The sequence below is a fragment of the Burkholderia sp. AU33545 genome, assembly GCF_020419685.1.
GTDB lineage: Bacteria > Pseudomonadota > Gammaproteobacteria > Burkholderiales > Burkholderiaceae > Burkholderia > Burkholderia diffusa.
This window is the reverse complement of sequence record NZ_JAIZRQ010000010.1, coordinates 1-24,669: the sequence shown is the minus strand read 5'-3', so window position 1 is coordinate 24,669 and position 24,669 is coordinate 1. Positions and strand designations below refer to the sequence as shown.

The window sequence follows — 24,669 nt, the reverse complement described above, 5'->3', positions numbered from 1 at the left end:
GTGGTGGCCTGGACGCAACGTGCAGGGAAAGATGGCGAACACGTCTGGGGGTGTCAGAATTTCCGTGTTCAAGGCGGGTTGAGATTCACACGGATGGTCGAACGAATCGATCCTCGTAGAGGATAGCGAACTGGTTCATCGCCGTCTTCCAATCATGAGCCGCACGCCCCCAATCGGCAGTGATGTTGCGCAGTGCCAACCAGATGAGCTTGGTGGCAGCCTCGTCGGTTGGAAAGTGGCCTCGGGTCTTGATGATCTTGCGCAGCTGCGAGTTGATGTTCTCGATGGCGTTCGTAGTGTAGATAACCTTGCGAACCGCCGGCGGAAACGCGAAGAATGGAATCACACGATCCCAGGCGTTGCGCCACGCCGCGCTGACCGTCGGGAATCTCTGGCCCCATGGCCCGTCGGCAAAGGCATCGAGTTCTGCCTGAGCCGCTTCGGCGCTCGGCGCGGTGTAGATCGGGCGAATCACGGCGGCTAATCCTCGACGGTCTTTCCAACTGGCGTAATCGAGACTGTTGCGGATCAGATGAACGATGCAGGTTTGCTGCGTGGTCGCCGGAAACACGGCGGCCAGCGCCTCCGGCATGCCTTTGAGGCCATCGGTCACGGCGATCAGGATGTCGTGGACGCCACGCGTTTTGAGGTCGTTGAACACCTTCATCCAGAACTTGGCGCCTTCGGTGCCTTCGATCCACAAACCCAGAATATCGCGCGTGCCGTCGGGCAGAATGCCCAGTGCAAGGTAGATCGCCTTGTTGCGGACCACGGCGTCTTCGCGAATCTTGACCCGCAGCGCATCGAAGAACACCACCGGATACATCGGTTCGAGCGGCCGGGCTTGCCAGGCGGTCACTTCGGCCATGACCTCGTCGGTGACCGAGCTGATGAAATCGGGCGAGACCTCGGTGCCGTACTGCTCCTGCAAAAATCCCTGGATCTCGCGCACGGTCATGCCCCGGGCGTACATGGCGACGATCTTGTCATCGAAGCCCGTGAAGCGTCTATCGTGTTTGGGAATCAGCAGCGGTTCAAAGCTGCCGTCGCGGTCGCGAGGCACCTCGATACGGATCGGGCCGTCCTCGGTCAGGACTGTCTTGGCGCCCGTGCCATTGCGCTGGTTGGTCACGGCGCTCGGCTTGGGAGCGCCTGGCGGGTAGCCGAGATGGTGACTCTTCTCGCCGCCCAGCGCCCGCTCGATCAGCGCCTTCTTGAGGGCCAGCGTCGCGGCATTGATCGCGTCTGCGGTCATCGGGCCGTTGCCGAATTGCTCAAGCAACTCGGCGGGAATGGCCGGCAGGTCTACCGGCTTGGCTTTCGGATTGCGAGGCATACATCCTCCTTCGGAGCATCATATGCCTTGAACACGAAATTACTGACAGCCCCAAAACTGGCCCGAACCCCACCGATTGAGCGCGACCAGGTTCGAAGAATCACATCGCCACCAACGCCAACGGAACGCCGATCGCGGCAATCCTGACCGGCGTCAGTCGTAACGACGTCACCCAACTGGTTCCGCAGATCGAGGCCATCGTGCGGGTCGGTGGTGTGCGTGGACACCCTCTGAGCCGTCCTGGCCGCGTCTACGCCGACCGTGGTTACGACCACGATAAATACTGACGCATCCTTCACGAGCGCAACATCCCCACCAGCATCGCGCGGCGCGGTCACCCGCACGGTAGTGGCCTTGGAAAAGTCCGTTGGGTCGTCGAACGTACTCATGCCTGGCTGTATCCTTTCCGCCGTCTACGTATTCGCTTTGATCGTCGCGCCGACATTCACGAAGCGATCCTCAAACTCGGCTGTTGCCTAATCTGCTGGAATACCCTGCGGCGAACCCAACAGTCTTTATGAAACCGTCTCTTAGGGAAAGCATCTCGACCGCTTCAGCAAGATCAGTCACTTGCAAGGCATTGATTCCATCAGCGATTCGCCAATCGCTGAGGAGATCGGACACGGCTTTGGAAGCTAGGCCGCCGTTATGCTCCGGGCCTCGCGAAGAAGCCCAAAATAGAGCGAGACTCGTCTCGTCTCCAATCTTTCGAATAACGTCTTATAAATCTGGATCGAAAAGCATACGGTTAAGTCTCATCTCCGGATCACGCTACCGGAGAATATCGAGCATGATCGGCGTTGCGCACACCACTGATAGCGCATCAAGGTGGACAATAGTCTTTATAAAACGGTGAAGGTTAGGGTTGCCGTCGTTGCAATACCAACGCAGCGGCTTACTGTCCACATCGACTGCGTCGCAATCCCTAGATCGCATTTCACGGGACTAACGTATATTTCCAATTCCTCTTACGCTTCCAATTGAGAACGATACCAATATTGTCCTTACCTGACACTCCGGCACGGAGCCAAGCACACCACTGCCGACCTACGAACCGGGCTCCTGCAGAGGGGTTCTCAATTATAGGCGTCAAGCCAGACAACCGGATCAACTTCATGGATACTGCATCCCTATTTCGGCCCTGCGTTGCGAAATCCCCCGCCAACTGAGGACTTGCGGCTCCTCGCGCCGGCCCGTCTGGGGGGCCATTTTTCCAGCTGAACTCTTTCAAGCCGTCTATTACCAGGATCTACTCGGCGATCAGACTCCTAAGCCGATCGTTCTCCGATTCGAAGAGTTCTCGAGTTCAGATCACGTATCGCCGATGGTCATCGATTCCAAAATGACCCGTGGCAGCCAACCGTCTCCGTGAGATATATTGATCACCCAGCATTCGCCGCGTCTCTTTTCGAGATCCAATCATGCTCCGGATCGTTTCTGAAGTGCCAGACACGGGTGGGGCCAGCCATCACATTCAGATAATACGAATTGTAGCCATATGGCACGACCACCGGGTGGTACCCGCGCGGCACCATCACAACATCGCGATCCGACACTGCCATCGACTCGTCGATATCGCGCTCGTCGGTATACACGCGCTGGAACACGAAGCCTTGCGGCGGATTGATCCTGTGATAGTAGGTCTCCTCTAGGACACTCTCGATCGGTACGTTGTCGCTGTCGTGTTTGTGGGGCGGATAACTGGAGGAATGCCCCGACGGCGTGACCACTTCGACCACCAGAAGCGATTCTGCCGGCTCTGTCTGCGGAAGGATGTCGCGCACGTATCGCCTATTTGCGCCGACACCGCGCACCGATCGCCTCATCAGGGACGGGTCGATCAGTCGAGCTGGATATTTGCCGGCGCCCGGCGCGCTCGCCACCCCCAACTCCGCGTCATGCAATGCGGTGACGGTTACCCGCCGTCCCGGCGGCAGATACAGCGCCGCCGGCGGCACGTCATCGAACACGCTGTCGCGTGTCCCGAGGTCGGGCCAGCGCTCTCCGCCGTCGGCGACGATCTCGACAGTGCCGGTCATCACGACGATACAGGTTTCACGCGCGGCTTCATGAAGCGTCACTGACTCACCGGCCTTCAACCGATATGCCGCGAATCCGACATGGTTCCAGCCAGCCGAATCCGGCGTTACCGTTGCGATCGAACGCCCTTCCAGCGCGGCTTTGACGAGCAGCGTCATGACGCGACCCCTTGATGCCCGAATTGTAGCGGCGCATCGACAAGCGCGCGCAGCGTGCGGTAGCCCTTGTCCGCACATACGTAGCTTGGCGCGACAGCCGGATCCTGTTCCGCCTCGACGACGAACCAGCCGCGATATCCGTGCTGCTTCAGTAGCGCAACAAGCGGTGCGAAATCGACATCGCCGTCCCCCGGCACCGTGAATGCACCGTTGATTACGGATTGCAGGAAGCTCCAGTTGCGATTGCGCGCGAGACGGATCACGTCGGCCCGCACATCCTTGCAATGAACGTGGCACACGCGAGTGACGTGCCGCTTCAGCATATCCAGTGGATCACCGCCGCCAAACGTGATGTGTCCGGTGTCGAATAGCAGCCCGACGGCCTCGCTGGTACTTGCCATCAGCCGGTCGACATCGGTCGGCGCCTCGACATACGCACCCATATGGTGATGGTAAGCCAACCGCACGCCACGGCTCAACGTGAATCGTGCGAACTCGTCGAGACGGGCCGCATAGCCCTCCCACTGCGTGTCGTCGACGAACCGTGGACGCTGGTACAACGGCACGTCGGCGACGCCTTGGATCGAGCCCGCGACCTCTCCATACACCAGCACAGTCGCACCGTTCTTCGCGAGCAATTCCAGATGCGGTTCGACAGCGTCAATCTCCTCCTGCGCACTGCGCTCCGCAAGCCGGCCCGAATACCAGCCGGACACGAGCGCGAGATCATATTGCGCAAGCAACGTCTTCAGCGCCTGCGGCTCGCGCGGGAACTTGTTGCCGAGCTCGAAACCCGCATAGCCGATCTGCCGGCCTTCGGTCAGCGCGACGTCCAGCGACGTTTCGCCGCCCAGCGACGGCAAGTCGTCATTCATCCAGGAAAGCGGGTTGATGCCGATTCGAATGTCGTATGCACTCATTTCGCGGGTTCCGGTTGAGACAAAGTTTTCGTCGAACTGCCTGCGCGGCCGGCAAGCCGGGCGTCGTATTCCGTACGCGCATCGCGCACCGCCGCGCGACGTGAGACTTCGGGTACCGCCACCTCCCACCACCACCCGCCCTCTGCGGTCGTCCGGGTCGCGTCGGTTTCGATGCAGATAACGGACGTGCGGTCGGCCGCGCGCGCCCTTGCCAGCGCAGCCTCGAGCGCCGCCACGTCGGCCGCGTATTCCGAGAGTGCACCCAGCGCGCGCGCGTGCGCGACGAAATCGATCGTCGGAGCCCCGAGCGGGCCTTGCAGGCAGTCTTCGATCATGTTGTTGAACGGCGCCCCTCCGCACGCTTGTTGCAGGCGGTTGATGCAACCGTAACCGCCGTTGTCGAGCACGACGATAATCAGCTTCGCATCCAACATTACCGACGTCGCGATCTCGCTATTCATCATCAGGTAGCTGCCGTCACCCACGAACACGATCACCTCTCGCTCCGGTCTCGCGAGCTTCGCGCCAAGGCCACCGGCAATTTCGTACCCCATGCACGAATAGCCGTACTCGACGTGGTAGCCTCCTGGCACCGCCGTACGCCATAGCTTGTGGAGTTCGGCCGGCAGCGTACCGGCGGCACAGACGGCGACGTCATGGCCGGCCGAGTCATCGATCGATCTCTGAACGGCGCCGATGATATCCGCGTCGTACGGCAATACGCCGGCCCGCTGCGGCGTGCCGGTCAGTGTCGCAACGGTATCGCGCCATTGAGCAGATAGCCTGTTCGCGCGTGCGGTCCAGTCGGTTTGCACCGACCAGCCGTCGAGTCGCGAGCGAAGTGCATCGAGCGCACGTTTCGCGTCGGCTTCGACCGACGTCGCACGATGCTTCAGCGTATCGAACGCATTCGCGTTGACGGCAATCACGCGTCCACTGGCGAACAATGTATTAGAGCCCGTCGTGAAATCTTGCAGCCGGGTGCCAACGGCGATCACGACGTCTGCATCGTGCGCCAGCGCGTTCGCAGCCGGCGAACCCGTCACGCCGAGCGCGCCTGCATTCAGCGGGTGATCCCACGGCAGCGCGCTCTTGCCTGCCTGGGTTTCGCCGACCGGTATCCCATATGCGTCGACGAACGTGCGCAGCGCCTGCACTCCGCCTTCGCTGTACAGCACCCCGCCTCCGGCGACGATGAACGGCCGTTCCGCACACCTGAGCACCTCCAGTGCGGCATCGATTTCAGCGTCGACCGGTGACGGTGCATGGAACGGGACCGTGCGCGGCACGAAAAAGTCGACCGGATAGTCATACGCCATCGCCTGCACGTCCTGGGGCAAGGCCAGCGTAACAGGACCGCATTGCGCCGCGTCGGTCAACACGCGAAGCGCGCGCGGCAACGCGCTGAGCAGCTGCGCGGGATGCACGATCCGGTCGAAGTAGCGCGACACCGACCGGAGTGCGTCGTTCGCGGAAATACCCCCGTCGTGCGTATCCTCGATCTGCTGCAGTACCGGATCCGGTGCACGCGACACGAACGTATCGCCGGGCAGCAGCAGCACCGGTAAACGGTTGACGTGCGCAAGCGCGGCCGCGGTCACCAGATTCGTCGCACCTGGTCCGACCGACGTCGTGACGGCCAGCATGCGGCGGCGGAAATGCGCCTTCGCATAAGCGATCGCGCTATGCGCCATCGCCTGTTCGTTGTGCGCCCGGTAGGTAGGCAACACGTCGCGGGCTTCGTACAGTGCCTCGCCGATTCCGGCGACGTTGCCGTGACCGAAAATCGCGAATACACCGCCGAATAGCGGCTCGGTGCGCTCGCTGCCGTCTTCAGCCGGTACGCGCTGCGCAGCCAGATAGCAGACCAGCGCCTGCGCGGCCGTCAGCCGGACCGTTCCGGTGCCACTAGTAAAGGCTGTCTCGTACGATGAAGCACAGTGGTTCATCTTGCCTCCCTAACGGCGTGGTGCGCAGTCACATGGCGTTTGCGCGCGGTGCGCCACGCGCCGATCAACGTTTCGAATGTTCGACGCACCCGCGTGATTGCCTCAGCGTCGTCGATTTCACCGGCGAGCCATGCGCGGCTGGGTTCGTGAAAGATCGTCCGACCGACCGTGAAACCCCGGCAGGATGCCGACGCGGCAGCCGCCTGAAAACCGTCGACCAGCGCATCGACCGGCGCCGACAGGCCAAGCAGCACGACGCCGCGGCAGTACGGATCGCGTTCGGCGATCAGCGCGTCGACTGCCTGCCATTGCGCGACGTCAAGCGCGCCGAGCTTCCACCATTCCGGGTAGATACCGAGGTTATACAGGCGCTTCAGCGCGCGCAGCACGACGTCCGGGCCGTCTGGCAGATCCGGCCGGCGTGGTGGAATCACCTCGACAAGCAACTCGTGGCCGCTCGCCTGGACCGCGTCGTACAGCGTGCGCAGTTGGGTTTCCTGTTCGAGGCGACACGCGACGCTGTCGTCCGGGTGGTACTGCACTAGGCATTTCACGACGTGCTCGGCCGGCCAGCTCCCGAGCGTCGTACCGACCGAGCGACCGTGATCGAATTCGAGCGGCAGCGACCCCGGCAACTCGACCGGACGTCCGATCCACCAGCCGCGGCCCGTCGCGTCATTCAGCGCGTCCTGTCCATATTGGTCGTCGATCAGCACACCGATCCGCCCTTGCAGGCCGAGCTGTATCTCTGTCTGCGCGACGGCTTCGACGAAGAGCCGTTTCAACGAATCGATCCGGTGCAGTGCCGCGCCGGTTTCCTGCGCGAGCGCGAAAAACTGATTGCGGTGATCGAACGCAAAGCCGAAAATCTCCTGCCATTCGGTACGTGCCGGTGTGACCCGATGCAACCTGGCAAGCGTGCCGTCACGATCGGGACGGCGCATCCGAATCGGGTTCTGCATTGCCTCGCGCAGAAAGTAGTCGAGTTCGGCGGCCGTTGGCATCGCCGCCGCACACCCGTGACGCGACACGACGAGCGCACCGCACGCGTTCGCCGTGCGGGCGCACGCGGCGAGCGGCGCGTCGCGCAGCCAGCAGGACAGAAAGCCCGACGCGAATGCATCGCCCGCGCCGAGTACATTGAGCACCTCCACTTCGACACCGCCGAAAATCGGCAACTCATCGATCGAGGCTGGAATCGCGTCCTCGATGATCTGGCAGCCCAGCGGGCCGCGCTTCACCACGAGCGTCGCCGGTGTGGCCTCGCGCACGCGTGACAGCGCGTCGATCAGCGAATTGCTTCCACCTGCGATGCAGAACTCCTCCTCCGTTCCGATCACCAGATCAAACCACGGCAGAATCTGCCGGATATGCGCGCTGACCCGATCGTTCGCGATAAAGCGCGTCTCACCGTCGGCCTTGCCGGTCAAGCCCCACAGCACTGGGCGGTAGTCAATGTCGAGTACCGTGCGCACATCGTTCGCACGGGCGTATTCGAGGGCTCTGAGGCTCGCGCGGTTGACCTGGGCGGTCGAGAAATGCGTGCCGGTGATGAGCAACGCCTTGGTCGATGCGATGTACTGCTCGTCGAAGTCAGCCTCGTCGACCGCCAGATCCGCACAATCCTCGCGATAGAATACGAGGGGAAACGTATCTCGATCCTTCAAACCGAGCAGAACGAGGCCGGTCAGGCGTTCGGGATCGGTCACGACCCGGCTAGTATCGCACCCTTCCTTGCGCAACGCGTTGACGAGGAATCGTCCCATGTGATCGTCACCGACGCGCGTCAGCATCGATGATTTCAATCCCAGGCGAGCAGTGCCGAAAGCGATGTTGCCCGACGAACCACCAAGATATTTCGCGAAGCTGGTCGCGTCCTCGAGACGCGCGCCGACTTGTTCCGCATAGAGGTCGACCGCCAGGCGTCCAACACAGATCAGATCGCGCGTGCGGGATACCGCGAAGCGCGAGGGCGAATGGGTATGCATGTCTCCTGCCATCGAGTGAATGTGTTCCGAACGACGATTTCGACGACCGTCGCGATGATAAATGTCCGCCGCAGGGCGGAAGCCTGGATTACACGCTGAGCTCGTCAACGCGAACGACCCTGCCCTCGCGCGCCGAAACCGTGGCGGCCTCCGCCAGTTCGAGCGCCTTCACGCCGTCCGCAACGGTGGTGCGCACCGACTCGCCCTCACGGATCGCCGCGAAGAAATGCTCGATCTCCAGCGCGTAAGCCTGCCGATACCGCTCCAGAAAAAAGGCCTCGGGCAAATCGGTCGAAACGGCATCCTTCGCATACACGGTAACTTCGGTCGGACGCAGGTTGCCTGCCTGCAGCATGCCGTCGCTTCCCAGCACCTCGAAACGCTGGTCGTAACCGTATGCGGCCCGACGTGCCGTATTGATCTGGCACAACCGCCCTTTCCTGGTCCGAATTGTCACGGCCGTCGAATCGACATCTCCAGCATCAGCGATGCGCCGATCCGCCAGACAACTGCCGGTCGCATGAACGGTTTCCGCTTCATCGTCGAGAATCCACCGGAAAATATCAAAGTCGTGAATCAGCATGTCCTTGAAAATGCCCCCCGAATGGCGGATGTAGTCGAGCGGCGGTGCTCCGGGATCGCGGCTCGTGACGATTAGCATTTCCGGAGAGCCGATTTCGCCCGCATCGATCCGACGCTTGACCGCTGAGAAGGTGGGATCGAAACGGCGCTGAAACCCGATCATGCCCACCACGCCGGCCGCCGATACCGCCTTTGCGCACTGGCGGGCACGTTCCAGCGCCAGGTCCACCGGCTTTTCACAGAACACATGCTTGCGTGCGTCGGCCGATTTCAAAATCAGATCGGCATGGGTATCGGTGCTCGAACACACCACCGTCACTGCAATCGCCGGATCGGCGATCGCATCGTCAACACGCGCGACACGTGCTCCGTGCCGCGCGGCAAGTTCGATCGCGGCCTGTTCGTTGACGTCAACGACATACCTGAGACGTACGCCGGGCTGTCTTGCAAGATTCGCGGCGTGGATCTTTCCGATACGCCCCGCGCCAAAAAGTGCTACTTCAATCGTCATGGTAATCCGCCTCCGGAGAGCCTGGCGCACCGGATTCGAGCCTGCATGCAAGCGCGAAAAACAGTGCCTGGCATAGACACAAGGTGCTCGTGAGCGAGCGGAACGAGAACGCGCTCGACTCCTTCACGAACAGGGATGCGCTCGCGTATTCGACGAGCGGAGAAAACAGGCTGTCGGTGATGATCAGACAACCGGCGCCGCGGCGCCGAGCGGTCTCCACGCACCGCCGCGTTTCGTCGCCATACGGCGCGAAGCCAAACGCGACCACGACATCGTCCTTGCCGGCGCTTCGGATCTGCTGCCGGTACATGCCGCCGAGCCCCGACACCAGCGCGACGCGCTTCGACGTGTGCTGCAGCGCATAGGACAAATAGCTCGCGGCGGCGAACGAACGCCGCACGCCGACCACATAGATCGTCCCTGCGGACTCGAGCAGCGCGACCGCCGCCTCGAAGCGATCGGCATCGAACGACGCCTCCAGTTCGTCGACGCTCGCCCGGATCGCGCCGATGAATTCGCGAGCCGCGGCTGCGGCCGGCCACATGCCGGGGGTATCGCGAATCAGGCGCCTGATCCGTTCACGATAACTCGGCGTGATGCCGTTGGCACCGGTGTACTCGTCGCGGAACACCGCCTGCAATTCGGCGAATCCGGCAAATCCAAAGCGCTGCGCGAAGCGGACGATGGTCGGCGCCGGTACGCCGCATGCGGTCGACATGTCGGTGATGCGCAGCACCATGACCATCGAACGGTTCGCCTCGATCCACGACGCAACGCACTTCAACTGGCGCGGCAACGCGTCGAAGGATTCGGCGATCCGCGCCATCAGTGCGTCGACACCTTGGGGAGTGTCGTGTCCGATCGCGTCGTGCAGGGAACCGGTCATGGGCGCAACGCGGCCGATTGGGTCAACCCGCGATCAATGCGGCGAGCGTCGGATAAAAACCGTCGCCAGCCGCAATGATCGGGTTGCCGGCCAGCAGCCCGTTGCCCGCGAGAAAGTCGTTTGCGACACCGCCCGCTTCGCGCACCAGCACGATCCCGGCCACGCAGTCCCACGCGTTGATGTGCGGTTCGTAGTAGCCTATCAGCCGGCCGGCCGCAACGTACGCAATCATCAGCGCGCCTGAGCCATTTCGAATGAACATCCCGCCGTCCGCCAGCAGTCGCTCGAGAAACGGAATGAACATCGAAGGCACGACCCGATGCGAAAAACCGACGCCCACCACGCCGTCGCGCACCGATCGTGCCGTGGCGGCCCGGATCGGCGCGTCGTTGACGAATGCGCCGCACCCGATCGCCGCATGAAACAACTCGCCGCTGTTCGGATCGAACACCGCGCCGATCGCTGGCTCACCGTCGATCAGCACGCCAATCGATACGCACCACGCATGCATCCCGTTCAGAAAGCAACTGGTCCCGTCGATCGGGTCGACGATCCACACGATCCGCTCCGACAACAGCGACGCGCCGGCCTGTGCCGCCGTTTCCTCGCCGAGGAACGCATCATCCGGAAACGCAGCGCTGACACGCTCACGCACCAGATTCTCGACTTCACGGTCGGCAAGGCTGACCACGTCCTGCAAACCTTTGTGCTCGACCTCGAGCGCCGCGCGATTCACGAACATCCGATACGCGCGCTCCCCGGCTTCCCGAGCAATTTTGCACACGAGTGCATATCGACTCGCAAGATCGGCATCGAGCGCGATCGTCTCCATCCCCGGTGCGCTCATGCGTGCGCTCCAACAATGGCCGCGCCGTGCGCGCTGAACTGGAGCGCGACCTGCTCGCCCCGCGAAAACGGCTGATCCAACCGATGACTCACCACAATCAATTCTCCCAATGACGACTGAACCGTGTACTGCATTTCACGACCGAGATAGGTTGCACGACTGACTTCACCGGCGATCGCGCCGTCCTGCTCCGGCCCGAGCCTGATGGCCTCCGGGCGCAACGCGATACGCACCGCCCCGGTGCGCGTCCCGGTGTACGGCAGGTCGAGGCTCGTTCCGCCAATCATGCATTGCGCAACCTTGTCGCCGATCACGCGAATCTCGCCGTCGACGAGATTCGCGTTGCCGATAAAGTCCGCGACGAACTCGTCGGCCGGTGCGTCGAAGATCTCGCGCGGCGTGCCGAGCTGCGCGATCTTCTTGCGGTTCATCACGACGATGCGATCCGAAATCGCGAGTGCCTCTTCCTGATCGTGCGTGACGTAGACCGCGGTCAGACCGAGCTTGACCTGCAGATCGCGAATTTCGTCGCGCACGCGGGTACGCATCTTCGCGTCGAGGTTTGACAGCGGCTCGTCGAGCAGCAGAATCTCCGGTTCCAGCACCAGCGCACGCGCTACCGCAACCCGCTGTTGCTGACCACCCGACAGTTCGCTCGGCGAGCGTGTCGCGTACTCACCAAGGCCAACCAGCGCCAGCGCGCCCATTGCCTTCTCGCGCGCCTCCCGCTTCGGCCGACGCGCAACCGCCAATCCGTACGCGACGTTCTCGACCACGCTCATGTGCGGGAACAGCGCGTACGACTGAAACACCATGCTGACGTCGCGCTCCGCCGCCGACAGATCGGTCACATCGCGCCCGCCGATCAAGATCCGCCCTGCATCGACGCGTTCGAGTCCGGCGATCATCCGCAGCGTGGTGGTCTTGCCGCAACCGCTCGGGCCGAGCAGCGTCACCATCGTGCCCGGCTCGATGCGAAAGCTGATGTCGTCCACCGCGACGCTCTTGCCGTAGTACTTGCTGACCCGCTCGAACACCAGCGAACCGCGTGACTGGGTCATGTTCATACCGTCGTCTCCTTCACTTTCAGAACCGGACCGCGCCGGCTGGAATCCTGCACCCGTGTATGTGCGCGCAGCCGGCGTACCCCGACGAAACGCTGCACCACGAGAATCATGAAAAGCATCACGATTACCAGCACGCTGGCGTAGGCGATCGCGGTGCCGTAGTTGCCGTTCGAGACGAGCCCGATGATGTAGGACGTCGCCATGTCGTAATTCGCGCTGACGAGGAAGATCACCGCGCTCACCGACGTGATCGAGCGCACAAAACCGTAGACGAGCGCGGACGCGAGCGCCGGGCGCAGCAGCGGCAGGATCACGCGGCGGATCGTCGTAAAGCTGCTCGCGCGCAGCATGATCGACGCTTCGTCGAGACTCGCGTCGAGCTGGCGCATCGCCGCGATCCCGCTGCGCAGCCCCATCGGCATGTTGCGGAACACAAAGCACAGCACGAGGATCGCGCCGGTACCCGTCAACTGGATCGCGCCTGCGTTGAACGTCAGCAGATATGCGATCCCGATGACCGTGCCCGGCACCGCAAAGCTCAGCAGCGTGCCGAATTCGAGCAGGCGCTTGCCGGCAAAGCGCTGCCGAATCAGCAACCACGCGGTGAGCATGCCGACCAGCGACGTCAGCGGTGTCGCGATCGCCGCGATCGTCAGCGTCGTGAAGAACGACGGCCACGCCTGGCCATGCCAGTACAGGCCGCCGGCATCCGCGCCGATGCCGAACGCATCGGCGTAATGCATCAGCGTCAGGCTGTTGTCGACGCCCCAGACCTTCACGAAGCCGCCGAGCAACATCATCACGTACACGACCAGCGTGAATCCGAGCCACGGCACGGCGACGCACCAGAGGCCCACACGCAGCCGCGGATCGAGCGCCGCGTGCGCGCCGCTGTCGGCCTTGCCGGACACCGTCACGTATGAACGGCGGCCAAGCCAGCGGTTCTGCAGCAGGAAGGCACCGAGCGCGAACGCGAGCAGAACGAGCGCCAGGCCCGCTGCCCGGCCCGGATCGTTCTGCGCGCCGACCACCGAGAAGTAGATCTCGGTCGACAGCACGTGAAAATTGCCGCCCAGTACGATCGGGTTGCCGAAATCGGCCATGCTTTCGATGAAGCACAGTAGGAACGCGTTCGCGAGCCCCGGGCGCATCAGTGGCAGCGACACCGTGACGAACGTCTGCCAGTGCGACGCACCGAGCGTTTGCGACGCTTCCTCCAGCGACGGGCCGACCCCTTCGACGACGCCGACGAGCGTCATGAAAGCGATCGGCGTGAACGCCAGCAGTTGCGACAGCCAGACGCCGGGCATGCCGTAGAGCCAGCGGCCGGGCACCACGCCAAACAGGTCCGCGACGAGCAGCGTAAGTGCGCCGTTGCGACCGAGCAGCAGGATCAGCGCGAGGCCGAGTACGAACGGCGGGGTGATGATCGGCAGCACCGCGAGACTACGCAGCGCCCGTACCCAGCGCGCCGCACTGCGTGCGGCCAGCAGTGCAAGGGTGCAACCGAGCGCGACCGATCCGGCGGCGCTCGCGATCGCGAGTGCCAGCGTGTTCCATGCGACGCCGCAACTGCGTCCGCCGGACAGGCAGGCGAGCCCCCACACGCTGCGCGACATGACGCGCGGCAGCGCCGACGCCCACCTGAGCGCGCCGTCAGCATTGCGAAATGCGTCGAGCAGTATGTTGCCGACTGGCCAGAACACGAATATCGCAATCAGAGCGACGACGATCCCGATCGCACCGGTCACGAACAGGTCGCCACGGCACGCGCCCGTCAGTGCCGCGCCGCTCGTCGCGATCAGGAGAAACGCCAGTGCGGCCAGAAATGCGCCGGCACCGAGCCCCGTCGGCAATGCGGTGCCCCACGCGAGCCAGCCGATCACGATCAGGCCGGTCACGCCGCATCCGATCCACGCCGCGCCCAGCACGCGACGCTGGCGCAACACCGCCAGCGCCGCGCCGGCGGCGGCGAGACACGTGGCCAGTATCCACGCGCCGGCCATCCCGTCGTGCAACATCTGCCAGAACAGCGGGGCCGCGCACGGTGTGCCGCGCAGCGCGTCACCGATCCAGCGAAACGCGAACACGCCCGCATCCTGCTGATACCAGGGCAGCGCGACGAGCGCGAAGACCGCCACCGCGAGCCAACTCGACAAGATCTTGTTCATCTTCGCGTCAGTTACCGTGATTGTAGATTTCGGTCGTCCAGCGTTGCAGCAGGTGCTTGCGAACTTGCGGTGAGCCGTATTTTGCAAAGTCGTAATTGACCAGCTTGATCGATGCAACGTTTGGCGCCTGCGGCGGCACCTTCGCATCTCGATTCGCCGGGATCTGGTAAGCCTTCGCGGCAACGGCAGCGGTCTCGGTATCAGCGCGCAGCGCGAAGTCATAGAAGCGCTTCGCTTCGGCCAGATGCTTCGCGCCCGCGACGATGCTCATACCGCCGATTTCAAAGCCGGTGCCTTCACAAGCTGGTGCGACGGCGATCGGGAAACCCGCAACCTTCTGCTTGATCAGGTCGTGCATGAATTCGATCGCGACGGTCGACTCGCCTCGCGACGCAGCCTCGCCCGGTGCAACGCCGGTATCGGTGTACTGGCTGATGTTCGCATTCAGCGCGCGCAGGTACTTGAATGCGTCATCTTCGCCGAACAACTGCACGAGCGTCGCGAGCGCGACGTACGACGTGCCCGACGAGTTCGGGTTCGCGATCTGGATCTCGCCCTTGTAAGCTGGATTCAGCAGATCTTTCCAGCACTTCGGAACCGGAAGCTTGCGCGACTTGATTTCCGTTTCGTTGTAGCCAATGCCCAGTACGCCCTGGTAGATGCCGATCGATCGACCGTCCGCCACCGTCGCGAAGGTCTGCGCCCACGGCTGCAGTTGTGCCGCGAGAGGCGACTGATAGGGCTGCGTCAGCTTCTCGAACGCCGCCTGCAGGTGTGCATCACCGGACCCTGCCCACCAGACGTCGACCTGCGGATTCTTCGCCTGCGCCTGAATCTGCGCAAAGCTTTCCCCCGCGCTCTTGCGGATCATCGATACGTCTATACCGGTTTCCTTCTCAAACCGCGTCTTCATCAGCTGACACCACTCGAGATCCGCGGAACACAGCACGTTCAGGTTGCCGGCCGCGTGCGCGGCCGTCAGGGAGGCTGCTGCCAGCACGGTGGCGACGGCGCTTCGCAACGGGAATTTCATCGGTTGTCTCCATGTTTTGATTGTCCGCGCCGTCCCACATCGTTGGTGGCCGCCGCGTTGTCCCGGTGTCGTCCGGAATTTTGCACACGAGTGCAATGTAGCACCAACGAAACCGCGATTCAACCTTCGAAACGCTGGAATTCCTGTTCCAGCGTCGGGGCTTACCCGGAGACAGGGCCGGCGGAATCCCGCTCGACGAGCGAAACCGGCACCACGCGCGTGCGAGTCGGGAGCGTGAAATCGGTCATCCGGTCGACCAGAACGTCGACGGCCTCCCGGGCCAGGTCGTCCACGTTCTGCGCGATCGTCGTCAGGCGATAACTTCCCATGCGGGCGTGCGGGATATCGTCGAATCCGATCACCATGAGGTCCTCCGGCACGCTTCGGCCAAAGCGCTGCCGGGCCGCATCGATGAAACCGAGCGCGATCATGTCGGTGGCGCAAAACACCGCGTCCGGCATACCGCGCGAGCGGTCCAGCAGCGTTTTCGCGGCTTGCTGACCGCTCTCGTAGCTGTCGGTCGAGGTGTTGCACAATTCGACTTCGCCCCGGCGACCCGGCAGCGTGCGCAAGGTCTGCACGAACGCCTCGCAACGTGCCTTGCCGCTGAAGTTCGACAGATGCGGCCCAACAAAAGCGAACCGCTTTCCGCCCGCCTGCACGAGCCGTTGCGCGGCGAGCCTTCCGCCGGTCTCGTTGTCGCTGTTGACGACGTCGACGCCGTCGATCTCAGCGGCCCGGTTGAGCATCGCGACCGGCACGCGACGGGCGACGTATTCGCGGGCGAGCGCAAGCGGCGGTGCACCCGAGGTCATGATCACACCAGCAATACGGTAACTGAGCAGAATTTGCAGCGAGTGAGCGATCTGATCGGCATCGTCCGCATCCATCAGGATCGGCAAGAAGCCCTGCTCGCCGAGATGATGGGCGAGCGGCGACAGGAGCTTCACGCGAAACGGATTCTCCAGGCCAGAGGTCACCACTCCGACGAAGCTGCTGCGACCTTGAATCATGTTGCGTGCGTTGTAGTCGACCTGATAGCCGAGCTGCTCGGCCGCACGCATGATCCGGGCACGCGTCTTGTCGGACACGCTGGCGCCAGGCGTAAACGCCCGCGACACCGCCGAGCGCGACACGCCGGCAAGTCGTGCGACATCGGTTGCCGTCGCCCAGCTCTTTTCTTTCTCTTTGTCCGTCATGAGTGTCTCGCGCATGGCCAATCTGCGTCAGTCGTGGAGATCGCTAGCTTATCAAACCAGACGAAATCCGATGCGATTCCTGCCGTCTGCGGCCCGTCGGACGAACGATGTCTTGCCCGGCAAGTCTGCCTCGAAACCAACGAATTCACATGCATACCGGGAAAATCCCGATTCGATTTGCACACGAGTGCAATATGCTTCCAGCCAATCACTGGCCCGGCATTCTAGCTCACCGGCCATCACGCCGGCGCCGCCCGGTTGACATGGCCCGCATCCGCAGGCACGACATGGAGACAACTCGATGGAATCCAGCTTCAATTGCGCAACGTCACCGGATATGCCAGAGCCAAGCCCGGACGATCCCGACCGCCGCCGCATGCTCGTCGGCCTTGCCGCGCTCGGTGCGGGTGTCGCGCTCGGCGGCTGCGAAACCACCGCCGGCCATGCGCCGCGTTCGGCCGCCGACCTGCGCATCGACGAAGCGTTGCGCCAGCGGGTGCGGCACATCGTCGTGATCTATGCGGAAAACCGCAGCTTCTCGAATCTGTACGGCGATTTCCCCGGCGTGCAGCATCCGCTCAGCGAGGTTCGGCCCGAACATGCGCAACAGCTCGATCGCGACGGCAAGACGCCGCTGCCCGTGCTGCCGAAGATCTGGGGCGGGCTCGTGCCGCAGGCGCAGGAAGTGGGCGGCAAGCGCTACGCGATCGCCGAACGCGACATCGACAAGCTGCCGAACGCACCGTTCCGGATCGCCGACGCGCAGGGCGAGCCGCTGCCGAACGGCGTGATCACGCGCGACCTGTGGCACCGCTTCTACCAGAACCAGATGCAGATCGCGGCCGGCCGAAACAACCAGTTCGCGGCATGGGCCGATTCGGGCAGCCTCGTGATGGGCCACTACCGCAATTCGGCCGACACGCTGCGGCTGTGGAATCTCGCGCGGCAATACACGCTGTGCGACAACTTCTTCATGGCTGCTTTCGGCGGCTCGTGGATGAACCACATGTTCCTCATCTCCGCGCAGCCGCCGCTGTATCCGGACGCCCACAAGCATCCGCATGCGGCGAAATTGCTGTCGCAGGTCGAGGGCGACGACCCGGCCGGCACGCGGCTGAAGCTCGCGAAGGATTCGCCGGCGTCCGCGCTCGACGGTCCGCCGAAGTTCGCGGCCGACGGCCCGCTGACGCCGGACGGCTACGGAGTCAACACGATGGCGCCGCCGTATCAGCCGAGCTACGTGCCGCCGCCCGATCCGGGCAACGCCGCATACGCGGACCCGGCCGACCATCGAGTGATGCCGCCGCAGGGCTACGCGACGATCGGCGATCGCCTGTCGGAAAAGAACGTCGACTGGGCGTGGTACAGCGGCGCGTGGCAGTACGCGCTCGAGCATCGCGACACGGGCACCGTGCCCGATTTCCAGTATCACCACCAGCCGTTCAACTATTTCGCGAGCTTCGCGCCTGGCACCGACGCACGCCGCCGGCACCTGCGCGACGCGGGCCTCGGCGACGAGGCGTCGACCAACCACTTCATCGCCGACATCGACGCGGGCCGCCTGCCCGCCGTCACGTTCTACAAGCCGCAGGGCAACCTGAACATGCACGCGGGCTACGCGGACGTCGAATCGGGCGATCGTCACATCGCGAACGTGATCGAGCACATCCGGCGCGGCCCGCAGTGGGCGAACACGGTGATCGTGATGACGCACGACGAGAACGGCGGCTGGTGGGATCACGTCGCACCGCCGGTCGGCGATCGCTGGGGCCCGGGCTCGCGGATTCCGGCGCTGGTGATCTCGCCGTTCGCGAAGAAGGGCCACGTCGATCACACGCTGTACGACACGAACTCGATCCTGCGCTTCATCAGCCGTGTGCACGGGCTCGCGCCGCTCGACGGCGTCGCCGGGCGCGACAAGGCGTTCGCGTCGCGCAACGCAACGCCGCCGGGCGATCTGACGAATGCGCTCGACCTCGGCTGATGGTCTGACGATCGGGCCGAATTCAACGGCCGCCGGAAAATTCGCGTCGCACTTCTTCCTCCATGTGGCAAGGTCGCCACGGGGGAATTGGCCCACCCACTTAATTCGCATAACGAAATTCGATGTCGAAGACAAAGAGATCCGCCGCATGACTACAACAGGAGACACTCGCATGACCCCCAATCCTTTCCGTTCGAGCCGAACGATCCGCCGATTGCTTCCGCTTGTCGCGCTGTTTGCAGCGCATGCCACGTTCGCGCAGAGCAGCGTGACGTTGTACGGCGTGGCCGACGACGGCATCGCATACGTCAACAACTCGCGTGGCGCGGCGCGCACCTATCTGCGCGCCGGTAACCTGTCGACGTCAAAATTCGGCCTGACAGGATCAGAGGATCTCGGCGGCGGCCTACAGGCAATCTTCCAGCTCGAAGCCGGGTTCGACCTGAACACCGGAGCGGCGTCGAGCGCCGGCCTTCTGTTTAATCGCCAGGCATTTGTCGGACTGCGCAGCCGCAGCGTCGGCACGCTGACACTGGGCCGCCAATACACACCTTATTACCTGTTCGTCGGCCCCTACACCGGCAGCAACTGGCTGACCGGCGCGACGGGCGCACATCCTGGCGATATCGACGGACTGGACAGCAGCTTCCGAATCAACAATGCGGTCTCTTATGTGTCTCCGACCTTTGGCGGCGTCACCGCGGGGCTGCTTTACGGCGTGGGTGGCATCCCGGGCAGCGCCGGCCGCGGCCAGTCGATCAGTGCCGCACTCAAATACGAGAGCGGACCGCTCGGCATCGCGGCCGGCTATCTGCGGATGGACAACGCCGCACTCACGTCCGGCTTCGACAGCACGTCGACGGCCAGCATCCCCAATTCATCCGTGAATGCCGGTTACGTTTCCGCCCGCAGCATCCAGCATGCGGCGATCGTCGCCAACTACCGGATCGGCGACTTGGTGCTCGGGCTCAACTACTCGAATGTCCGCTATGCGCCGGGGCACAAGTCGCTGTTCGCCAATACGGCCATGTTCAATACGTACGGCGCCCTTGCCGTCTACAGCTTCACACCAGCTTTCTCGATCGGCGGCGGCTACTCGTACACGCTCGCGTCGAAAGCGAACGGCATCGCGTCGCCCGCGCGCTATCAGCAGATCGCGTTGAAGGAAAGCTACAGCCTGTCCAAGCGCACGACGGTGTATGCGCTGCAAGGGTACACGCACGCATCCGGGGAGACGCTCGGCGCCGCCGGTGCGCCGCAGATCATCGATGCCGCCGCGCTGGTCGGCGATTCGCAAAACTCGACGCCGTCGTCGAACCACAACCAGCTCGCACTCATGCTCGGACTGACCGTCCGGTTCTGATCGTTTTTTTTGTTATTGATTGCACTCGTGTGCAAATTGATACCGGGAGATTGTCGAGATGATGTCCCCTCGTTCGTTTCAAGCCGTCCTGCGTCGAACATCATGTCAGCGCGCGTTCGGTATTCGAATCGGCGTCGCGGCACTTGCCGCGGCCGTATCGATGTGCGCCCGTGCCGGCATCGAGGCGGCACCCACGCACGCCGGAATCGACGCACTGGCCGCAATGTCGGGCTGGCGGCTCGAATCCGTCGTCATCGTCAGCCGGCATGGCGTTCGTTCGCCGACCCGAACCAAGCCACCCCTAGCCGAACTGACCACCCGGCCCTGGCCCGTCTGGCCCGTCGCCGCCGGCGAACTGACGCCACGCGGTGAATCGATGATCCGGGCGATGGGAAACTGGTACGGGGATTGGTTTCGCCGGCAGCATCTGCTGCCGGAAAGGACGACCTGCCCGTCCGCCGGCCACGTCGCCGCGTGGGCCGACGTCGATCAGCGCACACGCGTGACGGCCGATGCCCTGCTCGACGGCATCGCGCCGGGGTGCGGGTTGCATGGCGCACACCAGGCCGAACTCGACCGCGACGATCCGCTGTTTCATGCCGCTGAGTCCGGCCAGTGTCGACTCGATCCGAAAGCCGTCCATGCGGCAATTGCGGCGCGGCTCGGCCCCGACGGCCCGGCTTCGCTGCAACGGCGGTACGCGACGTCGCTGGCGCGCATGAACGACGTGCTGGACTTCCCGTCCAGCCTGCGCTGCAAGAACGCAGCCGACGACGTGTGCAGCCTTGCAAGTCTGCCGACGCGCGTGCAGATCGACGAATCCGGGCGGCGTATCCGCCTCGATGGCCCGCTCGGCATCGCGTCGACCGTTTCAGAGGTGTTTCTGCTCGAATACGCACAGGGCATGCCGGCCGAGGAAGTGGCATGGGGCCGTATCCGCGATCGCGACGATTGGGACACGTTGCTCGCGGCCCACAATGCCCAGTTCGACCTGATTGCGAAAACGCCGGCCGTCGCCATTCGTAAAGGCACGCCGTTGCTTGCCGATGTCGTGGGCGCGCTGACAGCGGGTACTGGCGAACCGGCGGCATTCCCGACGCATGCGCCGGCCGACGCTCGCGTGTATCTACTCGGCGCGCACGATACGAATCTCGCGAACGTCGCGGGCATGCTCGACCTCGACTGGTCTCTTCCCGATCAACCTGACCACACGCCGCCGGGTGCGGGGCTCGTATTCGCTCGTTGGCTCGATCCGGCATCCCGTACGCGCTACGTGACGCTCGAGCTCGACTACGCGTCGCTTGCGCAGCTACGCAACGCTTCGCCGCTATCCGCGACCGTCCCACCTTCGCGCCTGCCGCTGCGCATCGCCGGCTGCGATGACCCAGCCCACCCCGGCGCATGCCGCCTCGATGACTTCACTGCCCTCGTGCGCAGTCGCGTTGCGCCCGATTGCCTGTCCGTGCGCTGACCTTGTGCGAGCCCGATTCCAATAACGATATCCCGGAGACATCCAACATGAAAACGACCACCCGACTCCTGCTTGCAGCCGGTACCGCCTGCCTCACCACACACGCAATGGCAGCAGACCCATATGCGCCGACGACCGGAAAGGATTCCGATACCGGCAGCTTCAACAACACCGCAAAGCCAGTACCCGATATCTCTTCGGTCCTGATGTACGGCAAGGTGGAGACTGGATTCATGACGGGCAACTCAGACGCCGGGATACGCAACACCGAGATGTGGAACGGTACGTCCTATTGGGGGTTACGCGGGACGGAATCGCTGGGCGGACAAACCGTCGCATTCTTCTTCCTGGAGCAGGGCTTCAAGCTACTGAGCGGAAAAGGTCCATCGAACGGCGTGATGTGGAGTAAAGGTTCTTATGTTGGGCTGTCGAACCCGTTTCTCGGCCGAATTGAACTCGGACGGATGCATAAACCTGACTACTGGGCCTATGTCGATTCGGATCGCAACCTGGACTTCAGTGACTCGAGTCTCGCTGCTATCAAGCTGCAATACGACACCGTGCTCGGTTATGACACATACACCGACTACTTCTCCAACGGCGTGTACTACTCGACGCCGCACTGGCGCGGCCTGAGCGCCGATGTCGCGTATGGATTCTCGAACATAGCCGGCTTTCAGTCCCTGTCCGGGCGACAGATCGGCGGCCGGATTCGCTATGCAACCGGTCCGTTCAAGTTCAACGTCGCGTACAACGACTACAACTACTACACGAGCGTCAAAACGTCAGACTCTTCGAGTTGGAAAACGGAACTGATCAGCGTCTCGTACAAAACCTGGCACGACATCGAGATTGGCGCGAACTACATACACGCGCACCGCACCGGCGATAACTGGTCGGCTTCGTCCTGGCAAGTCAACGCCGGCATTCCCGTCGGCCCGGGCGATATCAACATCGGTACCGCGCACGTAAGCCAGAGCGGCGAGCGGATCACGCAGAGCTATTCGGTAAACTATGCGTACCACCTGTCGCGCCGTACGACACTATTCGCAGACGCCATCTACTACCACAATAACCGCAACGGCAACGCCGCAGTTGGCGTATTTGCGAACGATACCGTCCAGGCCGGCTATTCGCCCTGGGCGGTAGGTGTCGGGATCAAGCACAAGTTCTGATGACCCGAGGGCGCCAGCATTGAGTTGGCGCCTTCAACCTCTGGGTGCCAAAGTGCGCTCCTGACCTGCCCTCCCCAAAACCCGCCCCACCAACCTCACGAAATAACTCGCCACCGCCGGCAACAACGCATCGTTGAAGTCATAACTGGCGTTATGCAGCAGGCAGGGCCGAGGGTCGGCCGGGATTCGTGAATATGCGAAGCTTCGCATATTCACGATTATGCTCAGCGTCAAATTATGCGCAGCGACACGAGTTCGATCCTGGTGCGGCTTCGTGACGCGCGGTCCAATGTCTGCGGCCGGGTGGCAACGCTTCGCATAATGTTCTGAACTTCTTCTACCGGCCATGGTGGCCGGTTGGAGAAGAAGAATGTCACAGTCGCGCCCACGGTCGGGCCGGCCTACCCCCAAAGTGCTCTCGGCGCCGGACGCTGAAGTCGCTCAGTTTCTCGACGAGTTCGACGCTTTCCTCGACGCCGTCCGCGGTCTGGCGGGCGGCACACGCCGGAAGTATGTCCGGTTCGTGAGGCACTTCCTGCTCGAATGGATTTCGGACGCTCCAATGCAATGGCCGCACTTGTCACCGGATGCGCTTCGCGCGTATTCAACCCTCCGTCGCATTTAGACATCCTCCTTCTCAGATGACGCTACATTGAATCAGCGAATCGTAGGGGAGGTTCCATTAATTATAGCGCGCGAGGGAACACGGAGCTCCCGATGCCAGCGTGGTAGCTCACACTGGGGTCGTTTGTGGCCTCAACGATGAGATCCCACCTGTACGGGCATCAGTCGGCCATGACAGCCAATTCGGAGTGGGAAGTGATACTAAGCGTAAGACGTCGACCTGGTGTGACCTTTCACGACGAACAGTTTGTTGCTCCGGGCACCCGCGTTAGACCTGGCTCCTAGGAGGCAAAGCAACGACCTTTCCACAAGATGCCGCCTGTAATATTGCGACCTCTTGACGAAGTGTTTCATTGATCGAGGCCAGCCTCGCAACGTCGGCCAGTGCAGCGTCGCGCTCCGCGCGCAGAATCTTCAGCTGTGCTCTTATTTTCTTGACCTCCGCGGCCTTGGCATCGCGCTGCTGCCGAGTGCCCCGACCGACTTGAGCTCGGATCTCTTCGGCGATGTCGGAGTACGTGTTGTGGATGAGGCCAGCGCTCACGCCAGCCTCGGTGGCAACTGCGGAGATGCTGAGCTTCAGCCCCTTGTTCTTGACCCGCAGTATCGCCAGCTGCAGCTCCTCGCGCGTCCTCGCTCTGCTCCGACGGCGTGGCGCCGAACCGGTTTGGGTCTCGGCTGGGGTAATGCCTGCACGGATGATCATGCGCCCTCCTGCGCGGCCGTATACGTCCTGACCTGGTCATCGGTCGGCAGCGCACAGCCGAGATCCAGCAGCACCTGCGTCGAGCGCTCGACCGCCCGCCGTGCCTTATCGGCCACCACGGGGCCGCAATCGGTGATCGCCGCTAGCCGCAGGTTGTCCAGGTGGATCATCTGCCAGGCAGATGCTTGCTCTTGGTCGATGACGGCTTGCGAGCAACCACCGCACATTGAAGGGTCGTACACCCCTTGGCCGTGACAGCCGTGCGTGCCGCTGATACACCACGCGTGTCCGGTACTGCGCAGTTCGACCGACTCGGCCGTTTGTCTCAGGAGCTGCTTGAGATCCCGTGCAGCACGAGCCCGCGTCTGCGTGATCTTCTTGCCGGCGCCCCCGCTGAGCCGGGCATCGGGATACGCCCAACCTTCCAACAGCCCCAGCCGCGCCTCGAACATCTCCGCCTCGAACTCACGATATAGAGCGTGATCCTGGTAAGGGCTGGCGGCGTAGAGCAGAGGTGGCCTCACTCGTTCGGACAGTTTTCTGAGATTTTTAAGTGGAGCGGCCGAGGCAATCATGCTGCCGATTTGATCGCAGGCAGCGTCGCGAAGTATGCCTCATCCGGCGTCTGATCCGCCAGGCTCGAATGGGGCCTTTTCCAG

18 protein-coding genes and 1 pseudogene are annotated in these 24,669 nt (G+C 63.0%); 5 read left to right on the top strand and 14 right to left on the bottom strand.

The window, feature by feature from the left end; all coding sequences use genetic code 11:
• Positions 1-85 precede the first annotated feature (85 nt).
• Complete coding sequence (locus LGM71_RS29215; RefSeq protein WP_226117797.1) at positions 86-1,336, bottom strand: IS256 family transposase; 1,251 nt, start codon at positions 1,334-1,336, stop codon at positions 86-88.
• Between the two features lie 53 nt (positions 1,337-1,389).
• Here LGM71_RS29215 and LGM71_RS29210 point away from each other — a divergent pair.
• Positions 1,390-1,857 (top strand): annotated as a pseudogene (locus tag LGM71_RS29210) (IS5 family transposase); the annotation flags it as partial.
• Positions 1,858-2,718: 861 nt separating this feature from the next.
• On the opposite strand, the gene iolB reads toward LGM71_RS29210, so the two are convergent.
• The 11 genes from iolB to LGM71_RS29155 all read right to left on the bottom strand — a co-directional run bounded on the left by iolB (position 2,719) and on the right by LGM71_RS29155 (position 16,687).
• On the bottom strand, positions 2,719-3,534 hold the full coding sequence (gene iolB, locus LGM71_RS29205; RefSeq protein ID WP_226117795.1) for a 5-deoxy-glucuronate isomerase: 816 nt from the start codon (positions 3,532-3,534) through the stop codon (positions 2,719-2,721).
• Entirely contained in the window at positions 3,531-4,454 is a 924-nt protein-coding gene (gene iolE, locus LGM71_RS29200; protein WP_226117793.1) for a myo-inosose-2 dehydratase, read from the bottom strand. The genes iolB and iolE overlap by 4 nt, the downstream gene beginning before the upstream one ends.
• Positions 4,451-6,403: a 3D-(3,5/4)-trihydroxycyclohexane-1,2-dione acylhydrolase (decyclizing) gene (gene iolD, locus LGM71_RS29195; RefSeq protein WP_226117791.1), complete on the bottom strand. Its 1,953-nt coding sequence runs from the start codon at positions 6,401-6,403 to the stop codon at positions 4,451-4,453. Before iolD ends, iolE begins: the two co-directional genes overlap by 4 nt.
• Positions 6,400-8,391, bottom strand: a complete 1,992-nt coding sequence (locus tag LGM71_RS29190) for a bifunctional 5-dehydro-2-deoxygluconokinase/5-dehydro-2-deoxyphosphogluconate aldolase (RefSeq protein WP_226118135.1) — start codon at positions 8,389-8,391, stop codon at positions 6,400-6,402. The genes iolD and LGM71_RS29190 overlap by 4 nt, the downstream gene beginning before the upstream one ends.
• Positions 8,392-8,479: 88 nt before the next feature.
• On the bottom strand, positions 8,480-9,484 hold the full coding sequence (iolG, locus tag LGM71_RS29185; protein WP_226117789.1) for an inositol 2-dehydrogenase: 1,005 nt from the start codon (positions 9,482-9,484) through the stop codon (positions 8,480-8,482).
• On the bottom strand, positions 9,474-10,358 hold the full coding sequence (locus LGM71_RS29180; RefSeq protein WP_413226925.1) for a MurR/RpiR family transcriptional regulator: 885 nt from the start codon (positions 10,356-10,358) through the stop codon (positions 9,474-9,476). Before LGM71_RS29180 ends, iolG begins: the two co-directional genes overlap by 11 nt.
• 34 nt (positions 10,359-10,392) lie before the next feature.
• On the bottom strand, positions 10,393-11,217 hold the full coding sequence (locus tag LGM71_RS29175; RefSeq protein ID WP_226117785.1) for an inositol monophosphatase family protein: 825 nt from the start codon (positions 11,215-11,217) through the stop codon (positions 10,393-10,395).
• Positions 11,214-12,278: an ABC transporter ATP-binding protein gene (locus LGM71_RS29170; protein ID WP_226118133.1), complete on the bottom strand. Its 1,065-nt coding sequence runs from the start codon at positions 12,276-12,278 to the stop codon at positions 11,214-11,216. The genes LGM71_RS29175 and LGM71_RS29170 overlap by 4 nt, the downstream gene beginning before the upstream one ends.
• Before the next feature lie 2 nt (positions 12,279-12,280).
• Positions 12,281-14,455: an ABC transporter permease gene (locus LGM71_RS29165; protein ID WP_226117783.1), complete on the bottom strand. Its 2,175-nt coding sequence runs from the start codon at positions 14,453-14,455 to the stop codon at positions 12,281-12,283.
• Positions 14,456-14,462: 7 nt separating this feature from the next.
• Complete coding sequence (locus tag LGM71_RS29160; protein WP_226117781.1) at positions 14,463-15,611, bottom strand: ABC transporter substrate-binding protein; 1,149 nt, start codon at positions 15,609-15,611, stop codon at positions 14,463-14,465.
• 38 nt (positions 15,612-15,649) lie between these two features.
• Positions 15,650-16,687: a LacI family DNA-binding transcriptional regulator gene (locus tag LGM71_RS29155; RefSeq protein ID WP_226117779.1), complete on the bottom strand. Its 1,038-nt coding sequence runs from the start codon at positions 16,685-16,687 to the stop codon at positions 15,650-15,652.
• Positions 16,688-17,024: 337 nt separating this feature from the next.
• Here LGM71_RS29155 and LGM71_RS29150 point away from each other — a divergent pair, with 337 nt between their 5' ends.
• The 4 genes from LGM71_RS29150 to LGM71_RS29135 all read left to right on the top strand — a co-directional run bounded on the left by LGM71_RS29150 (position 17,025) and on the right by LGM71_RS29135 (position 22,680).
• Positions 17,025-18,671 (top strand): acid phosphatase, encoded by a 1,647-nt coding sequence (locus tag LGM71_RS29150; RefSeq protein WP_413226921.1) that lies wholly within the window; start codon positions 17,025-17,027, stop codon positions 18,669-18,671.
• Between the two features lie 172 nt (positions 18,672-18,843).
• Positions 18,844-20,034 (top strand): porin, encoded by a 1,191-nt coding sequence (locus LGM71_RS29145; protein WP_413226924.1) that lies wholly within the window; start codon positions 18,844-18,846, stop codon positions 20,032-20,034.
• 160 nt (positions 20,035-20,194) lie between these two features.
• Positions 20,195-21,505, top strand: coding sequence for a histidine-type phosphatase (locus LGM71_RS29140; protein ID WP_226117773.1), 1,311 nt, complete (start codon positions 20,195-20,197; stop codon positions 21,503-21,505).
• A 47-nt stretch (positions 21,506-21,552) separates the two neighbouring features.
• Positions 21,553-22,680: a porin gene (locus tag LGM71_RS29135; RefSeq protein WP_226117771.1), complete on the top strand. Its 1,128-nt coding sequence runs from the start codon at positions 21,553-21,555 to the stop codon at positions 22,678-22,680.
• Positions 22,681-23,572: 892 nt separating this feature from the next.
• Here the strand turns inward: LGM71_RS29135 and LGM71_RS29130 are convergent.
• Both LGM71_RS29130 and LGM71_RS29125 read right to left on the bottom strand, forming a co-directional pair.
• Positions 23,573-24,010 carry a TetR family transcriptional regulator gene (locus LGM71_RS29130; RefSeq protein ID WP_226117769.1) on the bottom strand — a complete coding sequence of 146 codons (438 nt, stop codon included), beginning with the start codon at positions 24,008-24,010 and terminating at the stop codon, positions 23,573-23,575.
• A complete protein-coding gene (locus tag LGM71_RS29125; protein WP_226117764.1) occupies positions 24,007-24,585 on the bottom strand; it encodes a hypothetical protein in 579 nt (192 codons plus the stop codon). Before LGM71_RS29125 ends, LGM71_RS29130 begins: the two co-directional genes overlap by 4 nt.
• Positions 24,586-24,669: the final 84 nt, after the last annotated feature.